Raw genomic sequence first — 23,670 nt, 5'->3', positions numbered from 1 at the left:
CGGCGGAAGACCTGTCCATGTTCGGCCGCGACCCCTGGTGGCTGATCGCCCTCAAGGCGGTCTTCTGCTTCGCGTTCCTGATGGTGACGGTCCTCTTCTCCATCGTGTGGGAGCGCAAGGTCGTCGCGTGGATGCAGCTGCGCATCGGCCCCAACCGGCATGGCCCGTGGGGCATGCTCCAGTCCCTCGCCGACGGCATCAAGCTGATGCTGAAGGAAGACGTCATCGTCAAGCGCGCGGACAAGGTGGTCTACGTCCTCGCGCCGATCGTCGCGGCGATCCCGGCCTTCATGGCGATCGCCGTGATCCCCTTCGGGCCCGCGGGCAACGAAGTCTCGATCTTCGGCCAGCGCACGACGATGCAGCTCACCGACCTGCCGATCGCGATGCTGTACATCCTCGCGGTCGCCTCCGTCGGCATCTACGGCATCGTGCTCGCGGGTTGGAGTTCCGGATCCACCTATCCGCTCCTCGGCGGTCTGCGCTCCTGCGCGCAGATGATCTCGTACGAGATCGCGATGGGCGCGGCGTTCGCCTCCGTCTTCCTCTACTCCGGGTCGATGTCGACCTCGGCGATCGTGGAGGCGCAGGCCGACCGCTGGTACGTCCTCCTGCTGCCGGTGTCGTTCCTCATCTACATCGTGACGATGATCGGTGAGACCAACCGCGCGCCGTTCGACATGCCGGAGTCCGAGGGTGACCTCGTCGGCGGCTTCAACACCGAGTACTCCTCCATCAAGTTCGCGCTGTTCATGCTGGCCGAGTACGTCAACATGGTCACCGTCTCGGCGGTCTCCGTCACGCTCTTCCTGGGCGGTTGGCGGGCCCCGTATCCGATCAGCACCTTCTGGGAGGGCGCGAACCACGGCTGGTGGCCGATGCTCTGGTTCGTGATCAAGGTCCAGCTGCTGCTGTTCTTCTTCATCTGGCTGCGCGGCACGCTGCCACGCGTCCGCTACGACCAGCTGATGAAGCTCGGCTGGAAGGTCCTCATCCCGGTCTCGGTCGTCTGGCTGATGCTCGTCGCCACGGTCAGGGCGATGCGGAACGAGGACTACGACTTCACCTCGATCGCGCTCTATGTGGGCGGCGGGGTCATCGCGCTTCTGTTGCTCTCCGTGGTCGTCGACATCTTCCGCGACAAGCGGGAGAAGGAGGCCGCCGCCGAGGAGAAGCCGGTCGCCTTCGACCCGATGGCGGGCGGATTCCCGGTGCCGCCACTGCCCGGCCAGAGCCTGCCGCCCGTCCCGCGCCGACGCTCGCGCCAGGAGCGGGAGCTGATTGTCAGTGGTGGGTCGGATACTCAAAGTGACGGAAGTCGAAGTGGTGGAACCCCAAGTGACGGAAAGGAGGCGTCCGATGGCTGAGCCGAACAACGAATCACCGGCATCGCCGGATTCACCCCACGAGTCGAACCAATCGAAGCAGGGGTTCCAGAACCCTGTCGCGGGCTTCGGCGTGACCTTCAAGGCCATGTTCAAGAAGCGGCTGACCGAGCAGTATCCGGAGCAGCAGAAGATCACCGCTCCCCGCTTCCACGGCAGGCACCAGCTGAACCGCCATCCGGACGGCCTGGAGAAGTGCGTCGGCTGCGAGCTGTGCGCCTGGGCCTGCCCCGCCGACGCCATCTACGTGGAGGGCGCGGACAACACGGAGGAGGAGCGGTACTCCCCCGGTGAGCGGTACGGCCGCGTCTACCAGATCAACTACGCCCGCTGCATCCTGTGCGGCCTGTGCATCGAGGCGTGCCCCACGCGCGCGTTGACGATGACGAACGAGTTCGAGCTGGCCGACAGCAGCCGCGAGAGCCTCATCTACACCAAGGAGCAGCTGCTCGCCGGGCTCGAGGAGGGCATGGTCGAAAGTCCGCACTCGATCTTCCCGGGCATGGACGAGCAGGACTACTACCGAGGCCTGGTGACCGAGGCCGCTCCCGGGACGGTTCCCCAAGTGGCCCTCTCCAAGGGGGAGACGCCCCAGGAGGCGGCCTCCGACTTCGGGGACGGCGAACCGGCCTCCGGGAAGGTGGCCGGCGGGCCGGGGTCGGAGAAGGTGATCCGCCGATGACGCAGCTCGCCGCCTACACCACCTCCACGGGCGAGGCCTTCCAGTTCTGGATCCTCGGCACGGTCGCCGTGATCGGCGCCCTGTGCACGATCCTCATGAAGAAGGCCGTGCACAGCGCGCTCTGCCTCGCCGGGACCATGATCATCCTGGCGGTCTTCTACCTCGCCAACGGCGCGTACTTCCTGGGCATCGTCCAGATCGTCGTCTACACCGGCGCGATCATGATGCTCTTCCTCTTCGTGGTCATGCTCGTCGGCGTCACCGCCGCCGACTCCCTGAAGGAGACCATCAAGGGGCAGCGCTGGCTGGCCGCCCTGTGCGGCCTCGGCTTCGCGGTACTGCTCTTCGCGGGCATCGGGAACGCCTCGGTGAAGGAGTTCAACGGCCTCGGCAAGGCGAACGCCGGCGGCAATGTGGAGGGCCTCGCGGGGCTCATCTTCACCAAGTACGTCTTCGCCTTCGAGATCACCGGTGCGCTGCTCATCACCGCCACGGTCGGCGCGATGGTGCTCACCCACCGGGAGCGCACGGAGCGCGCCAAGACCCAGCGCGAGCGGTCCGAGGAGCGGGTGCGCGAGGGCAAGCACCTGCCGCCGCTCCCCGCCCCCGGGGTGTACGCCCGGCACAACGCCGTGGACATCGCGGGCCTGCTCCCGGACGGCACCCCGTCGGAGCTGACGGTCAACAAGACCCTGCGCGAGCGCGGCCAGATCCGTGACGTGTCGAGCGAGGCCCTGGACGACCTGCGGGCGCTGGAGCAGCGCTCCGCCGACCGGCTGGAGCGGCCCGACCTGCGCGGCACCGGCAGCGGGCGGACCGAGGAGGCGTCGAAGTGAACCCCGTCAACTACCTCTATCTCGCCGCCCTGTTGTTCGCGATCGGCGCGAGCGGCGTACTCATCAGGCGGAACGCGATCGTGGTCTTCATGTGCATCGAGCTGATGCTCAACGCCTGCAACCTCGCGTTCGTCGCCTTCTCCCGGATGCACGGCAACCTCGACGGCCAGATCATCGCCTTCTTCACGATGGTCGTCGCCGCCGCGGAGGTCGTGGTCGGGCTCGCGATCATCGTGTCGCTCTTCCGTTCCCGCCACTCGGCCTCGGTCGACGACGCCAGCCTGATGAAGCTGTAAGGGGCTGAAAGTGGAGAACCTGATTGCGCTGCTCGTCGCGGCGCCTCTGCTCGGAGCGGCCGTACTGCTGTGCGGCGGGCGGGTGTTGGACCGCGCGGGCCACTGGCTCGGCACGCTGCTGGCGGCCGCCTCCTTCGTCGTGGCCGTGGTGCTCTTCTCGGACATGCTGGGCAAGGGCGCCGAGGAGCGGGCCCTGTCGCAGCACCTGTTCAGCTGGATCCCCGTCGAGGGCTTCCAGGCGGACGTCGCCTTCCAGCTCGACCAGCTGTCGATGACGTTCGTCCTGCTGATCTCCGGCGTCGGCACCCTGATCCACATCTACTCCATCGGGTACATGGAGCACGACGAGCGGCGCCGCCGCTTCTTCGGCTACCTGAACCTCTTCCTCGCGGCGATGCTCCTCCTCGTCCTCGCCGACAACTACCTCCTCCTGTACGTCGGCTGGGAGGGCGTCGGTCTCGCCTCGTACCTCCTGATCGGCTTCTGGCAGCACAAGCCCAGCGCCGCCACCGCCGCGAAGAAGGCCTTCCTGGTCAACCGCGTCGGCGACATGGGCCTGTCGATCGCGATCATGCTGATGTTCACCACCTTCGGGACGTTCGCCTTCGGGCCCGTCCTGGAGGCGACGGGTGAGACCGGCGAGGGCAAGCTCACCGCCATCGGCCTGATGCTGCTGCTCGCCGCGTGCGGCAAGTCCGCGCAGGTGCCGCTCCAGTCCTGGCTCGGTGACGCGATGGAGGGCCCGACCCCGGTCTCGGCCCTCATCCACGCCGCCACGATGGTGACCGCAGGTGTCTACCTCATCGTCCGCTCCGGAGCGATCTTCAACGGCGCCCCGGACGCACAGCTCGCCGTCACGGTCGTCGGAGCGGTCACGCTCCTGTTCGGTGCGATCGTCGGTTGCGCGAAGGACGACATCAAGAAGGCCCTCGCGGGCTCGACGATGTCCCAGATCGGCTACATGATCCTGGCCGCCGGCCTCGGCCCCATCGGCTACGTCTTCGCGATCATGCACCTGGTGACGCACGGCTTCTTCAAGGCGGGGCTCTTCCTCGGCGCCGGATCGGTCATGCACGGCATGAACGACGAGGTGGACATGAGGAAGTACGGCGGCCTCAGGAAGTACATGCCGGTCACCTTCGTCACCTTCGGGCTCGGCTATCTCGCGATCATCGGCTTCCCTGGCCTGTCCGGCTTCTTCTCCAAGGACAAGATCATCGAGGCGGCGTTCGCCAAGGGCGGCACGGAGGGCTGGATCCTCGGGTCGGTGGCGCTCCTCGGCGCGGCCATCACCGCGTACTACATGACGCGCGTAATGCTCATGACCTTCTTCGGGGACAAGCGCTGGCAGCCGGACGCCGACGGCAACGAACCGCACCCCCACGAGTCGCCCACATCCATGACGATCCCGATGATCGTCCTCGCCTTCGGGTCGGTCTTCGCGGGCGGCTTCTTCAGCATCGGCGACCGCTTCACGCACTGGCTGGAGCCGGTCACCCGCCACGACCACGGCGACTCCCCGCTGAGCGCCGCCACGGTCACCGGAGCCACCATGGTCGTCCTGGTCATCGGCGTCGCCCTGGCCTACGTCCAGTACGGGCGCAGGCCCGTCCCGGTCACCGCCCCGCGCGGCTCGCTGCTCACCCGGGCCGCCCGCCGCGACCTCCTCCAGGACGACTTCAACCACGTCGTCCTGGTGCGCGGCGGCGAGCACCTCACGCGCTCCCTGGTGTACGTCGACCACACCCTGGTCGACGGGGTCGTCAACGGCACGGCGGCCTCGATGGGCGGCCTCTCCGGACGGCTGCGCAAACTCCAGAACGGCTACGCCCGCTCCTACGCGGTCTCGATGTTCGGCGGCGCTGCGGTACTCATCGCGGCGACCCTGCTGATGAGGGCGGTCTGATACCGATGTCCTTTCCTCTGCTGACAGCGACGGCGGCGCTGCCCGCGGTCGGCGCGATCGCCACGGCAGCCGTTCCGGCCGCCCGGCGGTCCGCCGCCAAGTGGCTCGCGCTGCTCGTCTCACTCGCCACGCTGGCCCTGGCCGTGACCGTGCTCGTGCGGTTCGACCCGGACGGCGACCGCTATCAACTCACCGAGTCACGCGCGTGGATCGCGGACTTCGGGGTCCGGTACGAACTGGGGGTCGACGGCATCGGCGTCGCGCTCATCGGACTCACCGCGCTGCTGATCCCGTTCATCATCCTGGCGGGGTGGCACGACGCCGATCCCCTCGAAACCAAGTCGTCCCGGTGGCGGCCGACGCAGGGCTTCTTCGCCCTGATCCTGGCCGTCGAGGCGATGGTGATCATCTCCTTCGAGGCCACCGACGTCTTCCTCTTCTACATCTTCTTCGAAGCCATGCTCATCCCGATGTACTTCCTCATCGGCGGCTTCGGGGACCGCGCCCACGCGGGCAGCGACGAGAACGCCTCGGCGCAACGCAGTTACGCGGCAGTGAAGTTCCTGCTCTACAACCTCGTCGGCGGCCTCATCATGCTGGCCGCGGTGATCGGGCTCTACGTAGTGGCGGGGAACTTCTCGCTCCAGGAGATCGCCGAGGCCCGCGCCAACGGCACGCTCGACATGGCGACCAGCACCGAGCGGTGGCTCTTCCTCGGCTTCTTCTTCGCCTTCGCGGTGAAGGCGCCGCTGTGGCCGCTGCACACCTGGCTGCCGAACGCGATGGGGGAGTCCACGGCCCCGGTCGCCGTGCTGATCACGGCGGTGGTCGACAAGGTCGGCACGTTCGCGATGCTGCGGTTCTGCCTCGGGCTCTTCCCGGAGGCGAGCAAGTGGGCGACGCCCGTCATCGTCGTACTCGCACTGATCAGCATCATCTACGGCGCGCTGCTCGCGGTCGGCCAGCGCGACATCAAGCGCCTGGTGGCGTACGCGTCGATCTCGCACTTCGGGTTCATCGTGCTCGGCATCTTCGCGATGACCTCGCAGGGCCAGTCGGGCGCGACGCTCTACATGGTCAACCATGGAATCTCGACCGCCGCGCTGATGCTGGTGGCCGGTTTCCTGATCTCGCGGCGCGGCTCGCGTCTGATTGCCGACTACGGAGGGGTGCAGAAAGTCGCCCCGGTGCTCGCGGGCACCTTCCTGATCGGCGGCCTGGCCACGCTCTCGCTGCCGGGGCTCGCGCCCTTCGTGAGTGAATTCCTCGTCCTGGTCGGCGCGTTCGCGCGCTATCCGGTGGCCGGGATCGTCGCGACCCTCGGTATCGTGCTCGCCGCGCTCTACACCCTCGTCCTCTACCAGCGGACGATGACGGGCCCCGTGAAGCCGGAGGTCTCGGCCATGCCGGACCTGCGGGTGCGTGAACTGCTCGTCGTCGCCCCGCTGATCGCGCTCCTGATCGGCCTCGGGGTCTACCCGAAGCCGCTCACCGAGCTGGTGAACCCGGCGGTCAAGCACACCATGTCCGACGTACAGCAGAAGGACCCCGAGCCCGAGGTGGAGGCGGCCAAGTGAGCGCATCAGCCGTCCACAGCCTGTGGACAATGGCCGCCGATCCGATCGACAAGATCGACGCGCCCAAGATCGAGTACGGGCAGTTGTCGCCGACGTTGATCGTCATCGGCGCGGCCGTCCTCGGAGTGCTCATCGAAGCCTTCGTCCCGCGCAAGTCCCGTTACTACGTCCAGCTGTTCGTGACCGTCGTAGCCCTCACCGCGGCCTTCGCCGCCGTGGTCGGGCTCGCGGCCCGCGGATTCGGTACGACGAAGGCGCAGATCGCGGCGATGGGCGCGATCGCGGTCGACGGACCCGCGCTCTTCCTCCAGGGCACCATCCTGCTCGCCGGGCTCGTCGCCGTCTTCACCTTCGCGGAGCGGCGGCTCGACCCGGTGACGCACGGCAACCGCGTGGACTCCTTCGTCGCGCAGGCCGGGGCCGTGCCGGGCAGCGAGGGCGAACAGGCCGCCACGAAGGCCGGGTTCACCACCACCGAGGTGTTCCCGCTGGCGCTCTTCGCCATCGGCGGCATGCTCGTCTTCCCCGCGGCGAACGACCTCCTGACGCTCTTCATCGCGCTGGAGGTCTTCTCCCTGCCGCTGTACCTGCTGTGCGCGCTTGCCCGCCGCAAGCGCCTCATGTCGCAGGAAGCCGCCGTCAAGTACTTCCTGCTCGGCGCGTTCGCCTCCGCGTTCACGCTCTTCGGCATCGCGCTCCTGTACGGGTACGCGGGCTCGGTGTCGTACGCGACGATCGCGAACGTCGTCGAGGGCGACATCTCGACGATGGACCCGGCCCTCGCCGACACCATGGGCAATGACGCGCTGCTACTGATCGGCGTCGCGATGGTCGTCATGGGGCTGCTCTTCAAGGTGGGCGCGGTGCCGTTCCACATGTGGACCCCCGACGTCTACCAGGGAGCGCCGACTCCGGTCACCGGCTTCATGGCGGCGGCGACGAAGGTGGCCGCGTTCGGCGCCCTCCTGCGCCTGCTGTACGTGGTCCTGCCGGGCCTGCGCTGGGACTGGCGGCCGGTCATGTGGGGCATCGCGATCATCACGATGCTGGGCGGCGCGATCGTCGCCATCACGCAGACCGACATCAAGCGGCTCCTCGCGTACTCGTCCATCGCCCACGCGGGCTTCATCCTCGCCGGTGTCGTGGCCACCACCCCGGACGGCGTCTCCTCGGTGCTCTTCTACCTGGCGGCGTACTCCTTCGTGACGATCGGCGCCTTCGCCGTGGTCACCCTGGTGCGCGACGCGGGGGGCGAGGCCACGCACCTGTCGAAGTGGGCGGGGCTCGGGCGCAGGTCTCCCTTGGTCGCCGCGGTCTTCGCGGTCTTCCTGCTGGCCTTCGCGGGCATCCCGCTGACCTCCGGGTTCACCGGGAAGTTCGCGGTCTTCAAGGCGGCGGCGGAGGGCGGCGCGGGCGCGCTGGTCGTGGTCGGTGTGCTGTCGTCGGCGATCGCCGCGTTCTTCTACATCCGTGTGATCGTGCTCATGTTCTTCAGCGAGCCCAAGGCGGACGGCCCCACGGTCGCCGTGCCCTCGCCGCTGACCATGACGGCGATCGGCGTGGGTGTCGCGGTGACGCTGGTGCTCGGTGTGGCCCCGCAGTACTTCCTGGATCTGGCGGGGCAGGCGGGGGTCTTCGTCCGGTAACCCGCCCGTTCGTCTGTGTGTCGCGTCTGTGTGTCGCCCGCCCGGCATCCCGATCTGGGGATGCCGGGCGGTGGCCTGTGGATAACTTCTCGGGCTGTCGGTGCGGGGCCCTATCGTGGGGGCAGTGGTCGGGGCAGCGACCGGAGCGGTGACCGAGGCAGGACGTACGGCGGGGGACAGGGCGATGGATGGGACCAAGGGCATGAGCGAGGTGACGGCTTCGGTATCGGCGCCGGGCGGAGCGACCGGGACGATGACCGGCGGGGTGACGCAGAGCGACGCGCTGCGCACGCTCCACCGCGTCTTCGGGTACGACGCCTTCCGCGGCGAGCAGGAAGCGGTCATCGACCACGTGGTGGCCGGCGGTGACGCCGTCGTCCTCATGCCCACCGGCGGCGGCAAGTCCCTCTGCTATCAGATCCCGGCCCTGGTCAGACCGGGCACGGGCGTGGTGGTGTCCCCGCTCATCGCACTCATGCAGGACCAGGTGGACGCGCTGCGGGCGGCCGGTGTCCGCGCCGGGTTCATCAACTCCACGCAGGACTTCGACGAGCGGCGCGTGATGGAGGCCGAGTTCCTCGCGGGCGAGCTGGACGTGCTCTATCTCGCTCCGGAGCGGCTGCGCCTGGACGCCACCCTGGACCTCCTCTCGCGCGGCAAGATCTCCGTCTTCGCCATCGACGAGGCACACTGCGTCGCGCAGTGGGGGCACGACTTCCGGCCCGACTACCTGGCGCTCTCCGTGCTCGGCCAGCGCTGGCCGGACGTCCCGCGCATCGCGCTGACGGCGACGGCCACGCACGCCACGCACCGGGAGATCACCGAGCGGCTCGGCATGCCGGACGCCAAGCACTTCGTGGCGAGCTTCGACCGGCCCAACATCCAGTACCGCATCGTGCCCAAGGCCGAGCCGAAGAAGCAGCTCCTGTCCTTCCTGAAGGAGGAGCACGCGGGCGACGCCGGCATCGTCTACTGCCTCTCGCGGAACTCGGTGGAGAAGACCGCCGAGTTCCTGTGCCACAACGGCATCGAGGCGGTCCCGTACCACGCGGGGCTCGACGGCGGCACACGCGCGCGCCACCAGTCCCGCTTCCTGCGGGAGGAAGGCCTCGTCGTCTGCGCCACGATCGCCTTCGGCATGGGCATCGACAAGCCGGACGTCCGCTTCGTCGCCCACCTCGACCTGCCCAAGTCGGTCGAGGGGTACTACCAGGAGACGGGCCGCGCGGGCCGCGACGGCCTGCCCTCGACGGCCTGGATGGCGTACGGCCTTCAGGACGTCGTCCAGCAGCGCAAGCTGATCCAGGGCGGCGAGGGCGACGAGGCGTTCCGGCGCCGGGCCGCCTCCCACCTGGACTCGATGCTGGCGCTCTGCGAGACCGCGCGCTGCCGCCGGGCCCAGCTGCTGACGTACTTCGGCCAGGAGGCGCCGCAGTCGTGCGGGAACTGCGACACGTGCCTCGCCCCGCCCGAGACCTGGGACGGCACGGTCGCGGCGCAGAAGGTGCTCTCCACGGTGGTGCGCCTTCAGCGTGAGCGCGGCCAGAAGTTCGGCGCGGGCCAGATCATCGACATCCTGCTCGGCAAGAAGACCGCGAAGGTCATCCAGTTCGACCACGACCAGCTCTCGGTCTTCGGCATCGGCGAGGAGCTGGCCGAGGCCGAATGGCGGGGTGTGGTGCGGCAGTTGCTGGCGCAGGGCCTGCTCGCGGTCGAGGGGGAGTACGGCACGCTGGTGCTCACCGAGACGAGCGGTTCCGTCCTCGGCCGGGAGCGCGAGGTGCGGCTGCGCAAGGAGCCGAAGCGGGCCCCGGCCGCGCGGGCCGCGAAGGGTGAGCGCAAGGCGAAGGCGGCGGCAGCGGTCGCCGAGCTGCCCCCGGAGGCGGTGCCGGTCTTCGAGGCGCTGCGTGCCTGGCGCGGCGCCCAGGCCAAGGAGCAGGGCGTCCCCGCCTATGTGATCTTCCACGACGCGACGCTGCGCGAGATCGCCACACTGCGGCCCACGTCTGTGGGGGACCTCGCGGGCATCAGCGGGGTGGGCGAGAAGAAGCGGGCGACGTATGGCGAGGGGGTGGTCGGGGTCGTCGCGGAGTTCGCGGGTGCGGGCGGGGCGCCCGGAGGGGATGTGCCGCCCGCCGGGGAGGCTTCCCCCGGTGGCCCGCGGTCGGCGGCGCCGGGCGGGGACGCCGAGTTGGGCTGGGGGGACGAGGAGGAGCCGGACTGGACGTCCTGAGGTCGGCCCTGGCAGCTGTCGTGACGGGGCGGACTTGGCGGGCAGGGTTGGCAGGGCCGCCTTGACGGTGCCGCCTTCACGGGCCGCCTTCACGGGCCGACTGGGCGGGAGGGCGGTCCTGGCCGCGGGGCCGTGGTGTCCGCGGGCCGTGCTGGTCGCGGGGCCGCCCGGGCCGCAGGCCGTGCTGGTCGCGGGAGGAGCTGTCGCGGGGCCGTGCTGGTCGCGGGCCGTCCGGGCCGCGGGGCCGTGCTGGCCGCGGGGTGGCGCCGGGCTCGGCGGCGCCGCCCCGCGAAGGGATCGCGCCGCGAGGTGGCTCTATCGCGCCGCCCCGCGACCGAATCGCCGCGAGGTGGTTCTACCGCGCCCGCGCCGCCACGATCCGGCCCGTCACCTCGCCGAGGCCCACCTTGGTGCCGTCCGGCCCCGGGGCCCACGCCGAGAGCGTGACCTCGTCGCCGTCCTCCAGGAACGTCCGCTTGCCGTCGGGGAGTTCGAGGGGGTCCCGGCCGTTCCAGGTGATCTCAATCAGTGAGCCGTACTGACCGGCCGAGGGGCCGCTGACCGTGCCCGAGCCGTACAGGTCACCGGTGCGCAGGGAGGCGCCGTTGACCGTCATGTGCGCGAGCTGCTGCGCGGCCGTCCAGTACACGGTGGAGAAGGGCGGCTCGGAGATGACGTGGCCGTTGAGTGTGACCGTCATGCGCAGGTCGTAGCCGCCGGGCTCATCCGTGGCCGACTCGGCGGAGTCGTCCAGGTAGGGCAGCAGCTGGTGCGTGCGCTCCGGGGGCGCGACCCGGGCCGCGTCCAGTGCGTCGAGAGGGGTGATCCAGGCGGAGACCGAGGTGGCGAAGGACTTGCCGAGGAACGGGCCGAGAGGGACGTACTCCCAGGCCTGGATGTCGCGCGCCGACCAGTCGTTGAGGAGGGTGAGGCCGAAGACGTGCTCGCGGAAGTCGGCGAGGGGCACGGGAGTTCCGTGCGTCGAGGGGGCGCCGACCACGAAGCCGACCTCCGCCTCGATGTCGAGGCGGACCGAGGGGCCGAAGACGGGGGCGGCGTCGGAGGGTGCCTTGCGCTGGCCCGAGGGGCGCACCACGTCCGTCCCGGAGACCACGACGGTGCCGGACCGGCCGTGGTAACCGATGGGCAGGTGCTTCCAGTTGGGGGTGAGCGGCGTCGGCGAGTCCGGGCGGAACATCCTGCCCAGGTTCGTCGCGTGGTTCTCCGAGGCGTAGAAGTCGACGTAGTCCGCTACCTCGAACGGCAGGTGCAGGGTGACGTCGGAGAGGGGGTGCAGCAGGGGGCGTACGGAATCCCGGTAGGACGGGACGGTCACCCACGCCGTCAGGGCGCGCCGCACGTCGGACCAGGCGGTGCGGCCCGCGGAGAGGAGAGCGTTCAGGGTGGGCCGGGCGAGGAGGGACACGTAGGGGGAGCCGAGCGCGGCGGCGGCGGCGCCCGCGTCCAGGACGTACGAGCCGAGTCGTACGCCGACCCTGCGCTGGTCGGTGCGCTCCCCGGCCAGGGAGAACACGCCGTAGGGGAGGTTGTGCGGTCCGAAGGGATCGCCCTCGGGCAGGCCGAAGGGGTCGCCCTCGGAGAGGCCGATGGAGTCGCTCTCGGGGAGGCCGGGGGTGTCACCGGCGGCCGGGTCGAGCGGGGTCTGCTCGGACATGCGTACCTGCCTCGCTTTCCATAGGGGTGTGCCACACGTTACGTGTGTAGTCCCCTGTTTCGGCAGTGCCTAAAGAGTTCGTAATGTCCGGATAGGCCTTACTGGAGGGGGCAATTAGGCCTTTAGCGTCTTTTGCCTCAGCGTTTCTTGGTGGACACGGGCGGGGTGGGTCTTCCCTTCGGTGAACTCCCCTGGTGGCAACCGAAGTTCCGCACCGGGCCGTCCTTCGGTAGGGCCTGGTCATGTACGCGATCAGCTACCACGCCAGCCTGTACCGCCGTCTGCCGCCGCAGGCGCGGCACTTCCTGGTCCGGCACTTCCTGGTCCGGCGCGTCCTGGGGCCGCTCGGCGCGTGGTGGCTGCGGGGCCGCTACTGCATCGGCAACGCCCTGCGCGCCCGCCTCGCGGTGAGCCGCGGCACGCCGAGGCTGGGCGCGGGCTGTGCCTCGTCCATACCGGGCCCATCCTTCACCGGCATGCTGGCGGTGCGTCGTAGGGGCCGGTGATGCGGTTGGTGTGGGGCACACGGTTCGCGTCACCGAGGCCGGGGGACGGGCATGTGCGCGGGTGTTGGGGTGAGGGTGCCGCTCGGGCGTGCGGGTGAGGGTGCCGTTCGGGCATGCAGGTGAGGGTGCCGCTCGGTGCGGAGAACTGGCTGACGGAAGCTCCGTGTCGAACCACAGTGCCGGACCACTGCGCCGGACCACCGTGCCGGACCACTGTGCCGGACCACTGCGCCGGATCACCGGGCTACCGGACCCCCTCGATGAGCTTCCTCAAGGCCTCGTCGCCCGTCTCCGCCAGAAACTCCACGTTGTCCATGCCGGCATGGACGGTGCCGTCCACGGCCATGCCGAGGTAGGAGACACCGCGGCCGATCCCGCCGATGGGGTAGAGGTACTTCCCCGCCCGCTCGCCCAGGTCGTCGAAGATCTCGCAGTCCCACTCGGCCACCAGTGGATCGAGCCGGAACGGAGAGCGCGCTGCCGTCCGCCCGGGGCCGCGCTGGTGGATCTCCAGACCGCCGAACTCCCGCAGGAAGCCCCGCGCGGCCTCGTGGATCTCGAAGTCCTCGTCGGCCGCGTGCAGTCTCCGCTCCCACTCCTCCGTGGAGACGGACCGGCCGGGGCACCACCCCGCGAGCCTCAGTACGCGGTCGGTCTCGGCGGACCACCGGGTCCCGATCTCCGCGCTCAGGTCGTGCGCGGAGCTGTGGGGGAGCACGAGGTGGCCCCCCACCAGGACGAACGGCAGCGGGGCATCGGTGCGGCGCTCCATCACGAGCTTCTCCACGGCGTCGTAGCCGTTGTCCGCGAGCAGCTCGGCGCGGTCGGTGCCGACATACACCGCGCCGTTCGCGGCCATGCCCAGATAGCTGTCACCGTTGTCCGCCCGGCCGATGGGGCAGAGGTCCTCCCCGGCCGTGTCGCTGAACCTGGCGAAGGCCTCGATCTCCATCGGTACGGAGAGCGGATCGAAGCGGTACGGCGACTGAGGCATGACCGGTCCTGGCGTCCACTCGTCGGTCCGTAGCCCGCCGAACTCGGCGAGGAACCGCCGGGCCGCCTCATGGACCGGGAAACCGCGCTCCCGCAGCTCGCTCTCCCACTCCGGCCGGAGAACCCAGCGGTCCGGATCCCAGCCGGATGACCGGAGTACACGTTTGGTCAACGCGGACCATCGGGAGCGGAGTTCGGGCCCGCCGCCCTTTCCGGTACCCGTTCTCCCGTACGTTCCCGCGTCCCCGCCCCCGCCCTCGCCCTCGCCCTCGCCCGACACGAGCCTGTCCAACGCCTCGCCGAGGGACGGCGCGAGCAGCCGCACGCTCTCCCGGCCGATGTAGACCGCTCCACTCGGAGCCACGCCCACGCCGTCACCACGGTCCGTGGCGCCGACGGGGTAGAGGTACGCCGGTGAGCCCTCGCCCGGCACGTCGAAGACCTTGTCGTCCCAGTCGGCCGTGAGCGGGTCGATCCGGAACCGTCCGGCGTCCCCCGCGACGACCAGGCCCCCGAACTCGGCCAGGAACCCCCGGGCCGCCGCGGACATGTCGATCCCGCCGCGTCCCAGCAGCGCCCGCCGCCACTCCTCGGTGGACACCTCACGGCCGGGGTGCCAGCCCGCCTTACGCAAGATCTGCTCGGTCCCTGCGGACCAATACCGCGTCCTGTCGTTCATGGGCCACCAGTGCGAGTCGTATCCGAGAGGGGCGTCGGCTGTTACGGCGTCCCTCGGATGAGCTTCTCCAGGGCGCCGTCGGGGCTGTCCGCCAAAAGGCTCAGGTAGTCCGTTCCTACGTAGACCGCACCACCTGGGGCCATGCCCAAGTAGAAGTTTCGGTGATCCGCCATTCCGAGGGGAAAGAGGTCGGCGCCGGCCTCCTCGCTCAGCTCTTCGAAGATCACGCTGTCCCACTTGGCCAGGAGCGGATCCAACTGGAACTGACGCCAGCCCTTGGCGTGGTCCGGCTCCCTGATGACCTCCAAGCCGCCGAACTCAGCAAGGAAGCGGCGGGCCGCCTCATGAATGTCAAAGTCGGCCGCTTCGAGCAGTACGGATTCCCACTGTGCTGTGGGAACCGAGCGGCCCGGGCTCCATCCCGCTCTCCGCAGCACGCGGTCGGTCACCGCGGACCAACGCCGTGGTTTCTCATCACTCATCTCTAGCTCACCGCTCTGATGCTGAGTCGTCCAAGTCGGAAGTCATGCAGGTCCTTGGCGAGCTTGCGCACCCGGTGCGGATCACCCGGTGCGATCACCCGATGCGGATCACCCGGCGTCGGGCCCCCGGCTCGCGCGCCCCGCCAAGTCCGTTCTGCGGAATGAGAGGTTCCACTTTCTGGTGAACCCTGATGGCTCCCACCTCCCTCCTCCCGCACGGGCCTTGCCAAGCCGCTTCCGGCGCGGCTCAGGATCCGTATTCTCTGGATCATGGCCGCTCCCCTCGCATATGCACTTATCGCCACTGACCTGGACGGGACGCTGCTGCGCGGCGACGACACGGTTTCGGACCGGTCGCGGCGGGCGCTGGCCGCCGCGGGTGAGGGGGGCGCGCGGCACCTCGTGGTGACGGGGCGGCCCGCGCCGCGCGTGCGGTCGCTTCTCGGCGATCTCGGCTATGCCGGTCTCGCCGTCTGCGGGCAGGGGGCGCAGCTCTACGACGCCGGGGCGCACCGCATGGTGTGGTCGGTGACGCTCGACCGCGAGCTGGCCGAGGTCGCGCTCGGGAAGATCGAGGCGGAGGTCGGGCAGGTCTTCGCGGCCGTCGACCAGGACGGCGTCGACGGCCTCACGCTGATCGAGCCCGGCTACGAGATGCCGCACCCCACGCTCCCCGCGGTCCGCGTGCCCGGACGTGACGTGCTCTGGGAGGTGCCCATCAGCAAGGTGCTTGTCCGGCATCCGACGTTGACGGACGACGAGTTGGCGGAGGTGGCGCGCGGGGCGGTCGACTCGCTCGCCACGGTGACGATGTCGGGGCCCGGCACCGTGGAGCTGCAACCGTGCGGGGTGACCAAGGCGACCGGCCTCGCGCTGGCCGCCGGGCGCATGGGCCTGACGGCCGCCGACACGGTCGCCTTCGGTGACATGCCGAACGACATCCCCATGTTCCGGTGGGCGGCCCACGGCGTGGCGATGGCCAACGCCCACAGCGAACTCAAGGCGGTGGCGGACGAATTGACCCGGTCGAACGAGGAGGACGGGGTCGCGGTCTTCCTGGAGGGGTTACTCGCGGCCGCCCAGGGCGCCACGGACGCCCGGAGCTGAGGGCGCCCACGGCTCGTTCGTCGACGCGCGGGTGGAGCAACGCGGCCGGCACGGCGAGGGGGCGTACACCTAGGCCAGAGCGCGCCCGGTCGTGGCCAGCTCCCGTAGGGCGGAAGCGAGTTGCCGGGCGCGCGCGCCGGGCGTGTCGACCCGCCCGATTCCGTGATCGCGCCATTCCCGGCTCGCGCCCGCCGGGTCTCCCTGCTGGCCTGCCGATCTGCCGATCTGTGACCTGACGACCTGCGCCCTGACGACCTGCCGACCCGTCGATCCGCCTCCCCGCCCGCCCTACCCCGCCATCCGCGGAATCCGCCGTTCCCACGTGCGGTGGAAGACCACCTCGGTGCCGTCCCGGCAGATGACCTCGTTCGTCGTGATGAAGTCCGCCGCGTCGCAGGTGATCTCCGAGTGCGTCTCGATCCTCGTGTCCCAGGCGAGTTCGGGGCGGTGCAGGCGGATCGTCCAGGCGGAGTGGGTGCGGGCGCTCAGGGGGTCTTTCTCGTGGATCGTGTACGTCTCCACGGCGTCCTCGGTGGACTCCAGGCCGTCGGGGTACACGCGCGTACCGCCGTAGCGCGGGTCGACCTCCAGGCGCCACTCGCCCTTGGCCACATCGCGTACGACCAGACGTTCGGGGCGCTCCTCGTCGAGTGTCGCCGGGTGGATCACGCCGAGCGGTTCGGCCTGCTCGGGGGGTTCGAAGGTGATCGTCGGGTCCAAGTCGCCGGTGCGCACCGGCAGTTCCAGGGAGCTGCCGACCGGGTCCAGGGTGAAGCCGGCCGAGTCCGCCTGCGGCCAGATCCACGGCCAGTACGCGGAGGAGATTGAGAGACGGATGCGGTTGCCCGGGGGGAAGGTGTGGCCGATGCCGTTGAGGTCGAAGGTCACGTCCTCGGTGGCGCCGAGCGGCCACGCGTCCGCGCGGTCCCTGCCGTGCCGGGCGGAGAGGTTCAGCACGCCCCGGGTGACGAGCGTGGACGAACCGTCCGGCGCGATGTCGCACAGGCGGGCGATCGCCTGGCCGAAGGGCACGTCCATCCGCAGCCGCAGGGTCACCTTGGGGCGCCCGAGGATCCGTACTTCCGCGGGGACCTCGAATTCGAAGCACGCCGACTTGGCGTCCTCGGCCCGCTGATCGGGCGGCAGGTCGGCGTCGTTGCCGAAGGGGAGGAAGCGGCCCGCGTCCAGGCCGGTGTGCTGCGGGGAGTCGACCGGCTGGGGGGTGCCCTGGAGGGCGTAGGTGGTGGGGGTGACGTTCGGGGAGGGCCAGGCGGGGTCGCCGACCCAGCCGCCGCGCAGCTCCGGGTAGACCGTCGCCGGCGGGTGCGAGTCGCTGATCCAGGAGCGGAGCTTCGGCTCGGCCATGATGCCCGTGTCGACGCCCTTGAGGTGGTGGTCCCACCAGCGCAGCGTCTCCTGGAGGAAGCCGATCGCCGGGCCGGGCGGCAGGCCCCGGTCGGGGTACTGGTGCGACCACGGGCCGATCAGTCCCCGTACCCGGTCGTCCGGGAGGTGTTCGACCAGGCGCAGGACCGTGTCCCGGTACGGGTCGTGCCAGCCGCCGACCGCGAGGACCGCGGCTCCGATCGCGGAGTAGTCCTCGCAGACGCTGCCGTGCCGCCAGTAGTCGTCGCGGGTCTGGTGGCTCAGCCAGGTGTGGAGGAACGGCTCGACGGCTTCGAGGCGCGTCAGCCACATCTCGCGCCACGCGTCGCCGACGAAGTACGGGTCCGGCGGGCGCGCCACGAAGGCGAGCATCGTCGCGGCCCACGCGTGCATGCCCGCCGCGAGGACGGAACCGCCCATGTAGTGCGCGTCGTTGTCGTAGCGGTCGTCCGCCGAGCAGACGGTGACGATCGCCTTGAGCGGCTCGGGCGCGAGGGCCGCGATCCGGAGGGAGTTGAAGCCACCCCAGGAGATGCCGAACATGCCGACCTTGCCGGTCGACCAGTCCTGCGCGGCCAGCCAGTTCACCACCTCCACGCCGTCGGCCAGCTCCTGCGCGGAGTACTCGTCGGTGGGCAGTCCCTCGCTGTTGCCGTGGCCGCGGACATCGACGCGCACGGAGGCGTAGCCGTGTCCCGCGTACCAGGGGTGGCGCTGCCAGTCGCGGGGCGCCGTCCAGTCGCTGAGGCGGTAGGGGAGGTATTCGAGGAGCACCGGGACGGGCTCGTCGGTCACCGGGCGCCACACGCGCGCGAAGAGCGTGGTCCCGTCGGCGAGGGGTACGCGGACGTCCTCGTGCGTCGTCCCGTACGGGAAGTCGCTTTCGGATCGGATCTTCAGGTGCGTCATGGGAGGTACCTCAGTGGACGGGGTGCGAGGTTCGGGGTGCGGCCCAGCCACGGCGCGAGCGCGGTCATGGCGAGGCCCGCGATCACGGCGAGGCCCGTGAGCACCGCCCCACGTCATCGCCGCCCGGGGGCGGGTCCGCCGACGGTGCCGCCGACGGCTCGTACTCGCCAGTAGTACGGGACAAAGCGGATGCTCCCGGTCGTTGCCCGCGTAGTGGTGCGGGTCGGTCCTGTCGGTCGTATGGGCTGATCACGAACATACCGGTGGTGATCGGGGAGTGCCCGGCCGCGTTTGTGCGGGCAGGTGCTCGCTGTGATCGAAACGCGACCGGATACGCTGACTTGAGTGATGGCAGCGACACATCGACAAACCGTGTCATCGACCGAGATCCAATGATCGACCGAGTTCGCCATGTGATCGTCAGCAGACAGGAGAACCTCTCGTGACCGTCGTCGGGCCTTTTGGGCTGAGCGTGCGGGACCAGGCTCTCGAAGCCGATGTCCAGGCAGGGTTGGCGGCTGTCGAGGAGGGCCTGCTAGAGGCCACCAAGAGCGAGGTCCCCTTCATCACGGAGGCCGCCCAGCACCTCGTCCGCGCCGGGGGGAAGCGTTTCCGCCCGCTGCTCGTGATGCTCGCCTCCCAGTTCGGCGACCCGTACGCGCCGGGCGTCGTGCCCTCCGCCGTCGTCGTCGAACTGACGCACCTCGCGACGCTCTACCACGACGACGTGATGGACGAGGCGGACGTGCGTCGCGGCGTCGAGAGCGCCAACCAGCGCTGGGGCAACTCCGTGGCCGTGCTGACCGGTGACTTCCTCTTCGCCCGCGCCTCGTACATCCTGGCCGACCTCGGTCCGGAGGCCGTCCGCATCCAGGCCGAGGCGTTCGAACGCCTGGTGACCGGACAGATCCTGGAGACCGCGGGGCCGAGCGAGGGACGCGACCCGGTCGACCACTACCTCGACGTGCTCGGCGGCAAGACGGGCTCGCTGGTCGCCGTGGCCTGCCGGTTCGGCGCGATGATGTCGGGCGCCGACGAGACGGTCGTGGACGTCCTGACGCAGTACGGCGAGCGGCTCGGCGTCGCCTTCCAGCTCGCCGATGACGTGCTCGACATCGCCTCCGACTCGCACGAGTCCGGCAAGACGCCGGGCACGGACCTGCGTGAGGGCATCCCCACCCTGCCCGTCCTGCGGCTGCGCGAGCGCGTCGCGCGGCTCGGCCTGGCCGAGGACATCGCCCTGAGCGAGCTGCTCGACTCCGATCTCACCGACGACGCCCGGCACGCCGAGGCGCTCGCCCTGCTGCGCGCGCACCCCGCCCTGGAGCAGGCCCGCCGGGACACCGTGCGGTACGCGGAGGAGGCGCGGGCCGCGCTGGCGCCGCTGCCGGCGTGCGACGCGAAGATCTCCCTGGTGGAACTCTGCGACCTGGTCGTGCACCGGGCCGGCTGAGCGATCCGGTACCGACGGTCGGCGGCGTCACCCCTACGGGACGGGGGAGGCGCCGCCGCTTCATGTCATCCCTGGGCAGTACGTGGAGTTGCGCCCGGGGTCTGACGCCAAACGTCGGCCGATTTGATCGGATAGAACCCATCAAGGACCACCACTCCTGACCAATTCGGGTGAGAATGGCGGCGCGGGGTGGACGATGGCACGTACGCATGTATGCACGTACAAGCACGTACAGGGAAGGCCGCCGCCGACCACGGAGGTAGGGCACACAATGGCACCGTACGAACCGGAACAGGACACCAGTGAGGCCGGGGAGCTGCGCACCGGCCGCCGCAAGGCGGCGCGTTACGTGGTCCCGGTCGCGGTGGCGGGGGTGGCCGCGGCGACCATCGGGCTCGTCCCGGCGCTCGCCACCTCGGGCGACCCGGATCTGCCGAAGGTCACGGCTCAGGAACTCGTCGAGAAGATAGCCGCGTCGGACACGCAGCAGCTCTCCGGCAACGTCAAGATCAGCACGGATCTGGGCCTGCCGTCGCTGGGCGGCGTGCCGGGCGGGCTCGGCGGCGGTGGCGGCGCGGACCGCGGCGGCGACGGCGAGGGCTCGGCCGCCGACCCCAAGGACAAGCTGATGGAGCTGGCCTCGGGCACGCACACCCTACGGGTCGCGGCCGATGGCCCCGACAAGCAGAAGGTGTCCGTCCTCGGCGACGCCTCCGAGTACAGCCTGATCCACAACGGCGACGAGATGTGGGCGTACGACAGCGCGTCGAACGAGGCGTACCACGCGAAGGGCTTCCAGGTCTCGGGCGACAAGTCCGGGAAGGGAGAGGCCCCGAAGGGAGAGGCCCGGAAGGATCTTCCCGCCACGCCCGAGGACTTCGCCGAGCAGGCGCTGAAGGCCGTCGACGACACGACGTCGGTGAAGGTCGACGGGACCGCGCAGGTCGCGGGCCGCGACGCGTACCGCCTGGTCATCGAGCCGAAGCAGGCCGGTTCGACGGTCGGCCGGATCACGGTCGCCGTGGACGCGAAGACGGGTACACCGCTCAAGTTCACCCTCACCCCGGCCGCCGGGGGCGCCGCGGTGATCGACGCGGGCTTCACGAAGGTCGACTTCGGTAAGCCGTCGGCGGACACGTTCGACTTCGCGCCGCCCAAGGGCGCGAAGGTCACCGAGGCGGATGAAGACGCCGCGGGCGAGCGTGACACCGAGGACAGGAACAAGGGCGGCAAGAAGTTCAGGGACGAGGACCTGAACGGCCTGGACGACCTGAAGGTCATCGGCAAGGGCTGGAGCGCGATCGCCGAGCTGAAGCTGCCCGGTGGCAAGGGCCTGCCGACGTCCGGTTCGGGCGATGTCCCGCCGGACGCGCAGAGGCTGCTCGACTCGCTGGGCGACCAGGTGAGCGGCAAGTTCGGCTCCGGCACGGTCTTCTCGACCCGCCTGGTGAACGCCCTCATCACGGACGACGGCACGGTGTACGCGGGCGCGGTCACGAAGGACGCGCTGGTCAAGGCGGCGAACGCGGCCCACTAGGCGTGGGGCCTGAGCGGTGTTCCACGGCGGCGCCGGGTGGCGGCACCACCGTGGAACACCGGGAGCGGCGAACCGGGGAGCCGGGGAGCCGGGTGACGGGAGGAAGCGGTGCCGGACACCATCGGGGGATGGCCCACGCCGGGCGAGGCGCGGGCGGAGGGTGACGAGGAGCCGCCTGGGGGTGGAGCGACGGCCGGTGGAGCGACGGCCGGTGGTGCGGAGCCGCGTGATGGGGGGCCGGTGTGTGGTGCCGACGCGCTCGACGGGGAACTGGAGCCCGGCGGCCGGGATGGGGGCCGGGAGCCGGGCGGCCAAGGCGGGGATCGGGAGGCCAGTGGCCGGGACGAGGGCCGGGTGCCCGGCGGCGGAAGTGGGGCCCGGGTGGCCGGTGGCCGGAGCGGGGTCCGGGAGCCCGGTGGCCGGGGCGAGGGCCAGGAGCCCAGTGGCCGGGACGAGGGCCGGGTGCTCGGCGGAGGAAGTGGGGCCCGGGTGGCCGGTGGCCGGAGCGGGGCCCGGGTGCCCGGTGGCCGGGGCGGGGCGGCGTACGTCATTGAGACGCGCGGGCTCACCAAGCGTTACGGCAGGCATCTCGCCGTTGATCGGCTGGACCTCGCCGTCCCCGAAGGCAGCGTCTTCGGGTTCCTCGGGCCGAACGGCTCGGGCAAGACGACCACCATCCGCATGCTGATGGGCCTCATCGAGCCGACCTCGGGCACCGCCCGGGTCCTCGGCAGGCCCATGCCCGGCGCCACCCGCGCCGTGCTCCCGCACGTGGGCGCGCTGATCGAGGGCCCCGCCCTCTACGGCTTCCTCTCGGGCCGCGACAACCTCCTGCGGTACGACTCCGCCGACCCGGCCGCCGACCCCCGCACCCGGCGGACGCGGGCCGAGGCGGCGCTGGACCGGGTGGGCCTGACCGCGGCTGCCGGCAAGAAGGCGAAGGCGTACTCGCTGGGCATGAAGCAGCGGCTCGGCCTCGCGGCCGCCCTCCTCCAGCCGCGCAGGCTCCTCGTCCTGGACGAGCCGACGAACGGCCTCGACCCGCAGGGCATGCGCGAGATCCGCACCCTGGTGCGGGAGCTGGCGTCCGAGGGCACGACCGTCTTCCTCTCCTCGCACCTCCTCGACGAGATCGAGCAGGTCTGCACGCACGCCGCCGTGATGACCCGGGGCCGCCTGATCACCCAGGGCCCGGTCGCCGAGCTGGCGGCGGGCGCGCGCGGCAGGCTGGTCGTGACGACACCGGACCCGGGCGAGGCGGCCCGCGTCCTGAAGGAGCACGGCGTGAGCGACCTCGTCCTGGCGGAGGACCGCGTGACGGGCGAGCCGCCGGGCGAGGACGGCTCGGGCCGGGAGACGGACCTCGCCGATCTGAACGCCGCGCTGGTCGGCGCGGGCGTACGCGTCCGCGGCTTCGGGCTCGAACGGGCCTCGCTGGAGGACGCGTTCGTGGCGCTCACCGGGGAGGGCTTCGATGTCGCGGGCTGAGGTCGTGGACGTATCCGGGGCGAGCGCCCCGAGGGAGCCGCGGTGGATCTGGACGCTCGGCCTCTTCCGCAGCGAGCTGGTGATCACCTTCCGCCGCTGGCGGACCATCGCGCTGCTCGGCGTGCTCGCGGCCGTGCCGGTACTCGTCGGCGTCGCCGTCAGGATCGAGACGAGCGACGGTTCGACGGTCGGCGGGGGCGGTGAGGGCGGCGGCCCCGCGTTCATCGCGCAGGTCACCCACAACGGCCTGTTCCTGGTCTTCACCGCGCTCGCCGCGACGCTGCCGTTCTTCCTGCCGATGGCGATCGGCGTGGTCGCGGGCGACGCCATCGCGGGCGAGGCGAACGCGGGCACCCTGCGCTATCTGCTGGTCGCGCCCGCGGGACGCACCCGGCTGCTCCTCGTCAAGTACGCGACCACGCTGACGTTCTGCCTGGTCGCGACGTTGGTCGTCGCCGCGTCCGCGCTCGCGACGGGCGCGCTGCTGTTCCCGCTGGGCGAGGTCACGACGATCTCCGGTACGCGCATGAGCTTCGGCGAGGGGCTGGCGCGGGCCCTGCTCATCGCGCTCGTCGTCGCCGCGTCACTGATCGGTGTGGCGGCGCTCGGCCTGTTCGTCTCGACGCTCACCAGCAGCGGCATCGCGGCGATGGCGACGACGGTCGGGCTCTTGATCACCGTCCAGATCCTCGACCAGATCCCGCAACTGGACGCCCTGCACCCCTACTTCTTCTCCCACTACTGGCTGTCCTTCGCCGATCTGATGCGCGAGCCCGTCTACTGGGACGACCTCATCAAGAACTTCCAGATCCAGGGGCTCTACGCCGCCGTCTTCGGTTCGGCGGCGTGGGCGCGGTTCGGGGCGAAGGACATCATGGCGTGAGCCGGGCGCCG

General features: G+C 70.5%; 18 protein-coding genes. 14 read left to right on the top strand and 4 right to left on the bottom strand.

Annotated features, from left to right (window positions below):
- Nucleotides 1-17: 17 nt before the first annotated feature.
- The 8 genes from nuoH (at nucleotide 18) to recQ (ending at nucleotide 10,561) form a co-directional block, all read left to right on the top strand.
- A complete protein-coding gene (nuoH, locus tag IG54_RS0114735) occupies nucleotides 18-1,367 on the top strand; it encodes an NADH-quinone oxidoreductase subunit NuoH (protein WP_234336171.1) in 1,350 nt (449 codons plus the stop codon).
- Entirely contained in the window at nucleotides 1,360-2,067 is a 708-nt protein-coding gene (gene nuoI / locus IG54_RS0114730; RefSeq protein WP_051819512.1) for an NADH-quinone oxidoreductase subunit NuoI, read from the top strand. The genes nuoH and nuoI overlap by 8 nt, the downstream gene beginning before the upstream one ends.
- Complete coding sequence (locus IG54_RS0114725) at nucleotides 2,064-2,903, top strand: NADH-quinone oxidoreductase subunit J (RefSeq protein WP_030782800.1); 840 nt, start codon at nucleotides 2,064-2,066, stop codon at nucleotides 2,901-2,903. Before nuoI ends, IG54_RS0114725 begins: the two co-directional genes overlap by 4 nt.
- Nucleotides 2,900-3,199 (top strand): NADH-quinone oxidoreductase subunit NuoK, encoded by a 300-nt coding sequence (gene nuoK, locus IG54_RS0114720; RefSeq protein WP_030782797.1) that lies wholly within the window; start codon nucleotides 2,900-2,902, stop codon nucleotides 3,197-3,199. Before IG54_RS0114725 ends, nuoK begins: the two co-directional genes overlap by 4 nt.
- A gap of 10 nt (nucleotides 3,200-3,209) precedes the next feature.
- Nucleotides 3,210-5,105: an NADH-quinone oxidoreductase subunit L gene (gene nuoL / locus IG54_RS0114715; RefSeq protein ID WP_030782794.1), complete on the top strand. Its 1,896-nt coding sequence runs from the start codon at nucleotides 3,210-3,212 to the stop codon at nucleotides 5,103-5,105.
- A gap of 5 nt (nucleotides 5,106-5,110) precedes the next feature.
- Nucleotides 5,111-6,682: an NADH-quinone oxidoreductase subunit M gene (locus IG54_RS0114710; protein WP_030782791.1), complete on the top strand. Its 1,572-nt coding sequence runs from the start codon at nucleotides 5,111-5,113 to the stop codon at nucleotides 6,680-6,682.
- Entirely contained in the window at nucleotides 6,679-8,328 is a 1,650-nt protein-coding gene (nuoN, locus tag IG54_RS0114705; protein ID WP_030782788.1) for an NADH-quinone oxidoreductase subunit NuoN, read from the top strand. Before IG54_RS0114710 ends, nuoN begins: the two co-directional genes overlap by 4 nt.
- Before the next feature lie 253 nt (nucleotides 8,329-8,581).
- A complete protein-coding gene (gene recQ, locus IG54_RS0114700) occupies nucleotides 8,582-10,561 on the top strand; it encodes a DNA helicase RecQ (RefSeq protein WP_030782784.1) in 1,980 nt (659 codons plus the stop codon).
- A gap of 355 nt (nucleotides 10,562-10,916) precedes the next feature.
- On the opposite strand, the gene fahA is transcribed toward recQ, so the two are convergent.
- On the bottom strand, nucleotides 10,917-12,236 hold the full coding sequence (gene fahA, locus IG54_RS0114695) for a fumarylacetoacetase (RefSeq protein WP_078594104.1): 1,320 nt from the start codon (nucleotides 12,234-12,236) through the stop codon (nucleotides 10,917-10,919).
- 242 nt (nucleotides 12,237-12,478) lie between these two features.
- Here fahA and IG54_RS0114690 point away from each other — a divergent pair, with 242 nt between their 5' ends.
- Nucleotides 12,479-12,742, top strand: coding sequence for a hypothetical protein (locus tag IG54_RS0114690; protein ID WP_030782779.1), 264 nt, complete (start codon nucleotides 12,479-12,481; stop codon nucleotides 12,740-12,742).
- Between the two features lie 244 nt (nucleotides 12,743-12,986).
- Here IG54_RS0114690 and IG54_RS40250 read toward each other — a convergent pair whose 3' ends face one another.
- Together IG54_RS40250 and IG54_RS37965 are read right to left on the bottom strand one after the other, a co-directional pair.
- Entirely contained in the window at nucleotides 12,987-14,414 is a 1,428-nt protein-coding gene (locus IG54_RS40250; protein ID WP_078594102.1) for an SUKH-3 domain-containing protein, read from the bottom strand.
- Between the two features lie 41 nt (nucleotides 14,415-14,455).
- Entirely contained in the window at nucleotides 14,456-14,896 is a 441-nt protein-coding gene (locus tag IG54_RS37965; RefSeq protein ID WP_078594100.1) for an SUKH-3 domain-containing protein, read from the bottom strand.
- A 270-nt stretch (nucleotides 14,897-15,166) separates the two neighbouring features.
- Here IG54_RS37965 and IG54_RS0114675 point away from each other — a divergent pair, with 270 nt between their 5' ends.
- Nucleotides 15,167-16,003, top strand: coding sequence for an HAD family hydrolase (locus IG54_RS0114675; protein WP_030782769.1), 837 nt, complete (start codon nucleotides 15,167-15,169; stop codon nucleotides 16,001-16,003).
- A gap of 288 nt (nucleotides 16,004-16,291) precedes the next feature.
- Here IG54_RS0114675 and IG54_RS0114670 read toward each other — a convergent pair whose 3' ends face one another.
- The gene (locus IG54_RS0114670) at nucleotides 16,292-18,298 is read right to left on the bottom strand and encodes a CocE/NonD family hydrolase (protein WP_030782762.1); all 2,007 of its coding nucleotides are present in this window, start codon (nucleotides 18,296-18,298) and stop codon (nucleotides 16,292-16,294) included.
- A 442-nt stretch (nucleotides 18,299-18,740) separates the two neighbouring features.
- On the opposite strand from IG54_RS0114670, the gene IG54_RS0114660 reads away from it, so the two are divergent.
- The 4 genes from IG54_RS0114660 to IG54_RS0114645 all read left to right on the top strand — a co-directional run bounded on the left by IG54_RS0114660 (nucleotide 18,741) and on the right by IG54_RS0114645 (nucleotide 23,659).
- Nucleotides 18,741-19,751, top strand: coding sequence for a polyprenyl synthetase family protein (locus IG54_RS0114660; protein WP_030782759.1), 1,011 nt, complete (start codon nucleotides 18,741-18,743; stop codon nucleotides 19,749-19,751).
- A gap of 271 nt (nucleotides 19,752-20,022) precedes the next feature.
- Complete coding sequence (locus IG54_RS0114655) at nucleotides 20,023-21,288, top strand: LolA family protein (protein ID WP_030782757.1); 1,266 nt, start codon at nucleotides 20,023-20,025, stop codon at nucleotides 21,286-21,288.
- Between the two features lie 489 nt (nucleotides 21,289-21,777).
- Nucleotides 21,778-22,776: an ABC transporter ATP-binding protein gene (locus IG54_RS0114650; protein WP_051819509.1), complete on the top strand. Its 999-nt coding sequence runs from the start codon at nucleotides 21,778-21,780 to the stop codon at nucleotides 22,774-22,776.
- Complete coding sequence (locus IG54_RS0114645; RefSeq protein WP_030782748.1) at nucleotides 22,763-23,659, top strand: ABC transporter permease; 897 nt, start codon at nucleotides 22,763-22,765, stop codon at nucleotides 23,657-23,659. The genes IG54_RS0114650 and IG54_RS0114645 overlap by 14 nt, the downstream gene beginning before the upstream one ends.
- The last annotated feature ends 11 nt before the right edge of the window (nucleotides 23,660-23,670 follow it).

The organism is Streptomyces sp. NRRL S-920, from assembly GCF_000717945.1.
GTDB classification, from domain to species: Bacteria; Actinomycetota; Actinomycetes; order Streptomycetales; family Streptomycetaceae; genus Streptomyces; species Streptomyces alboniger.
The sequence above is the reverse complement of the archived record's forward strand: the minus strand, read 5'-3'. Positions and strand labels throughout refer to the sequence as shown.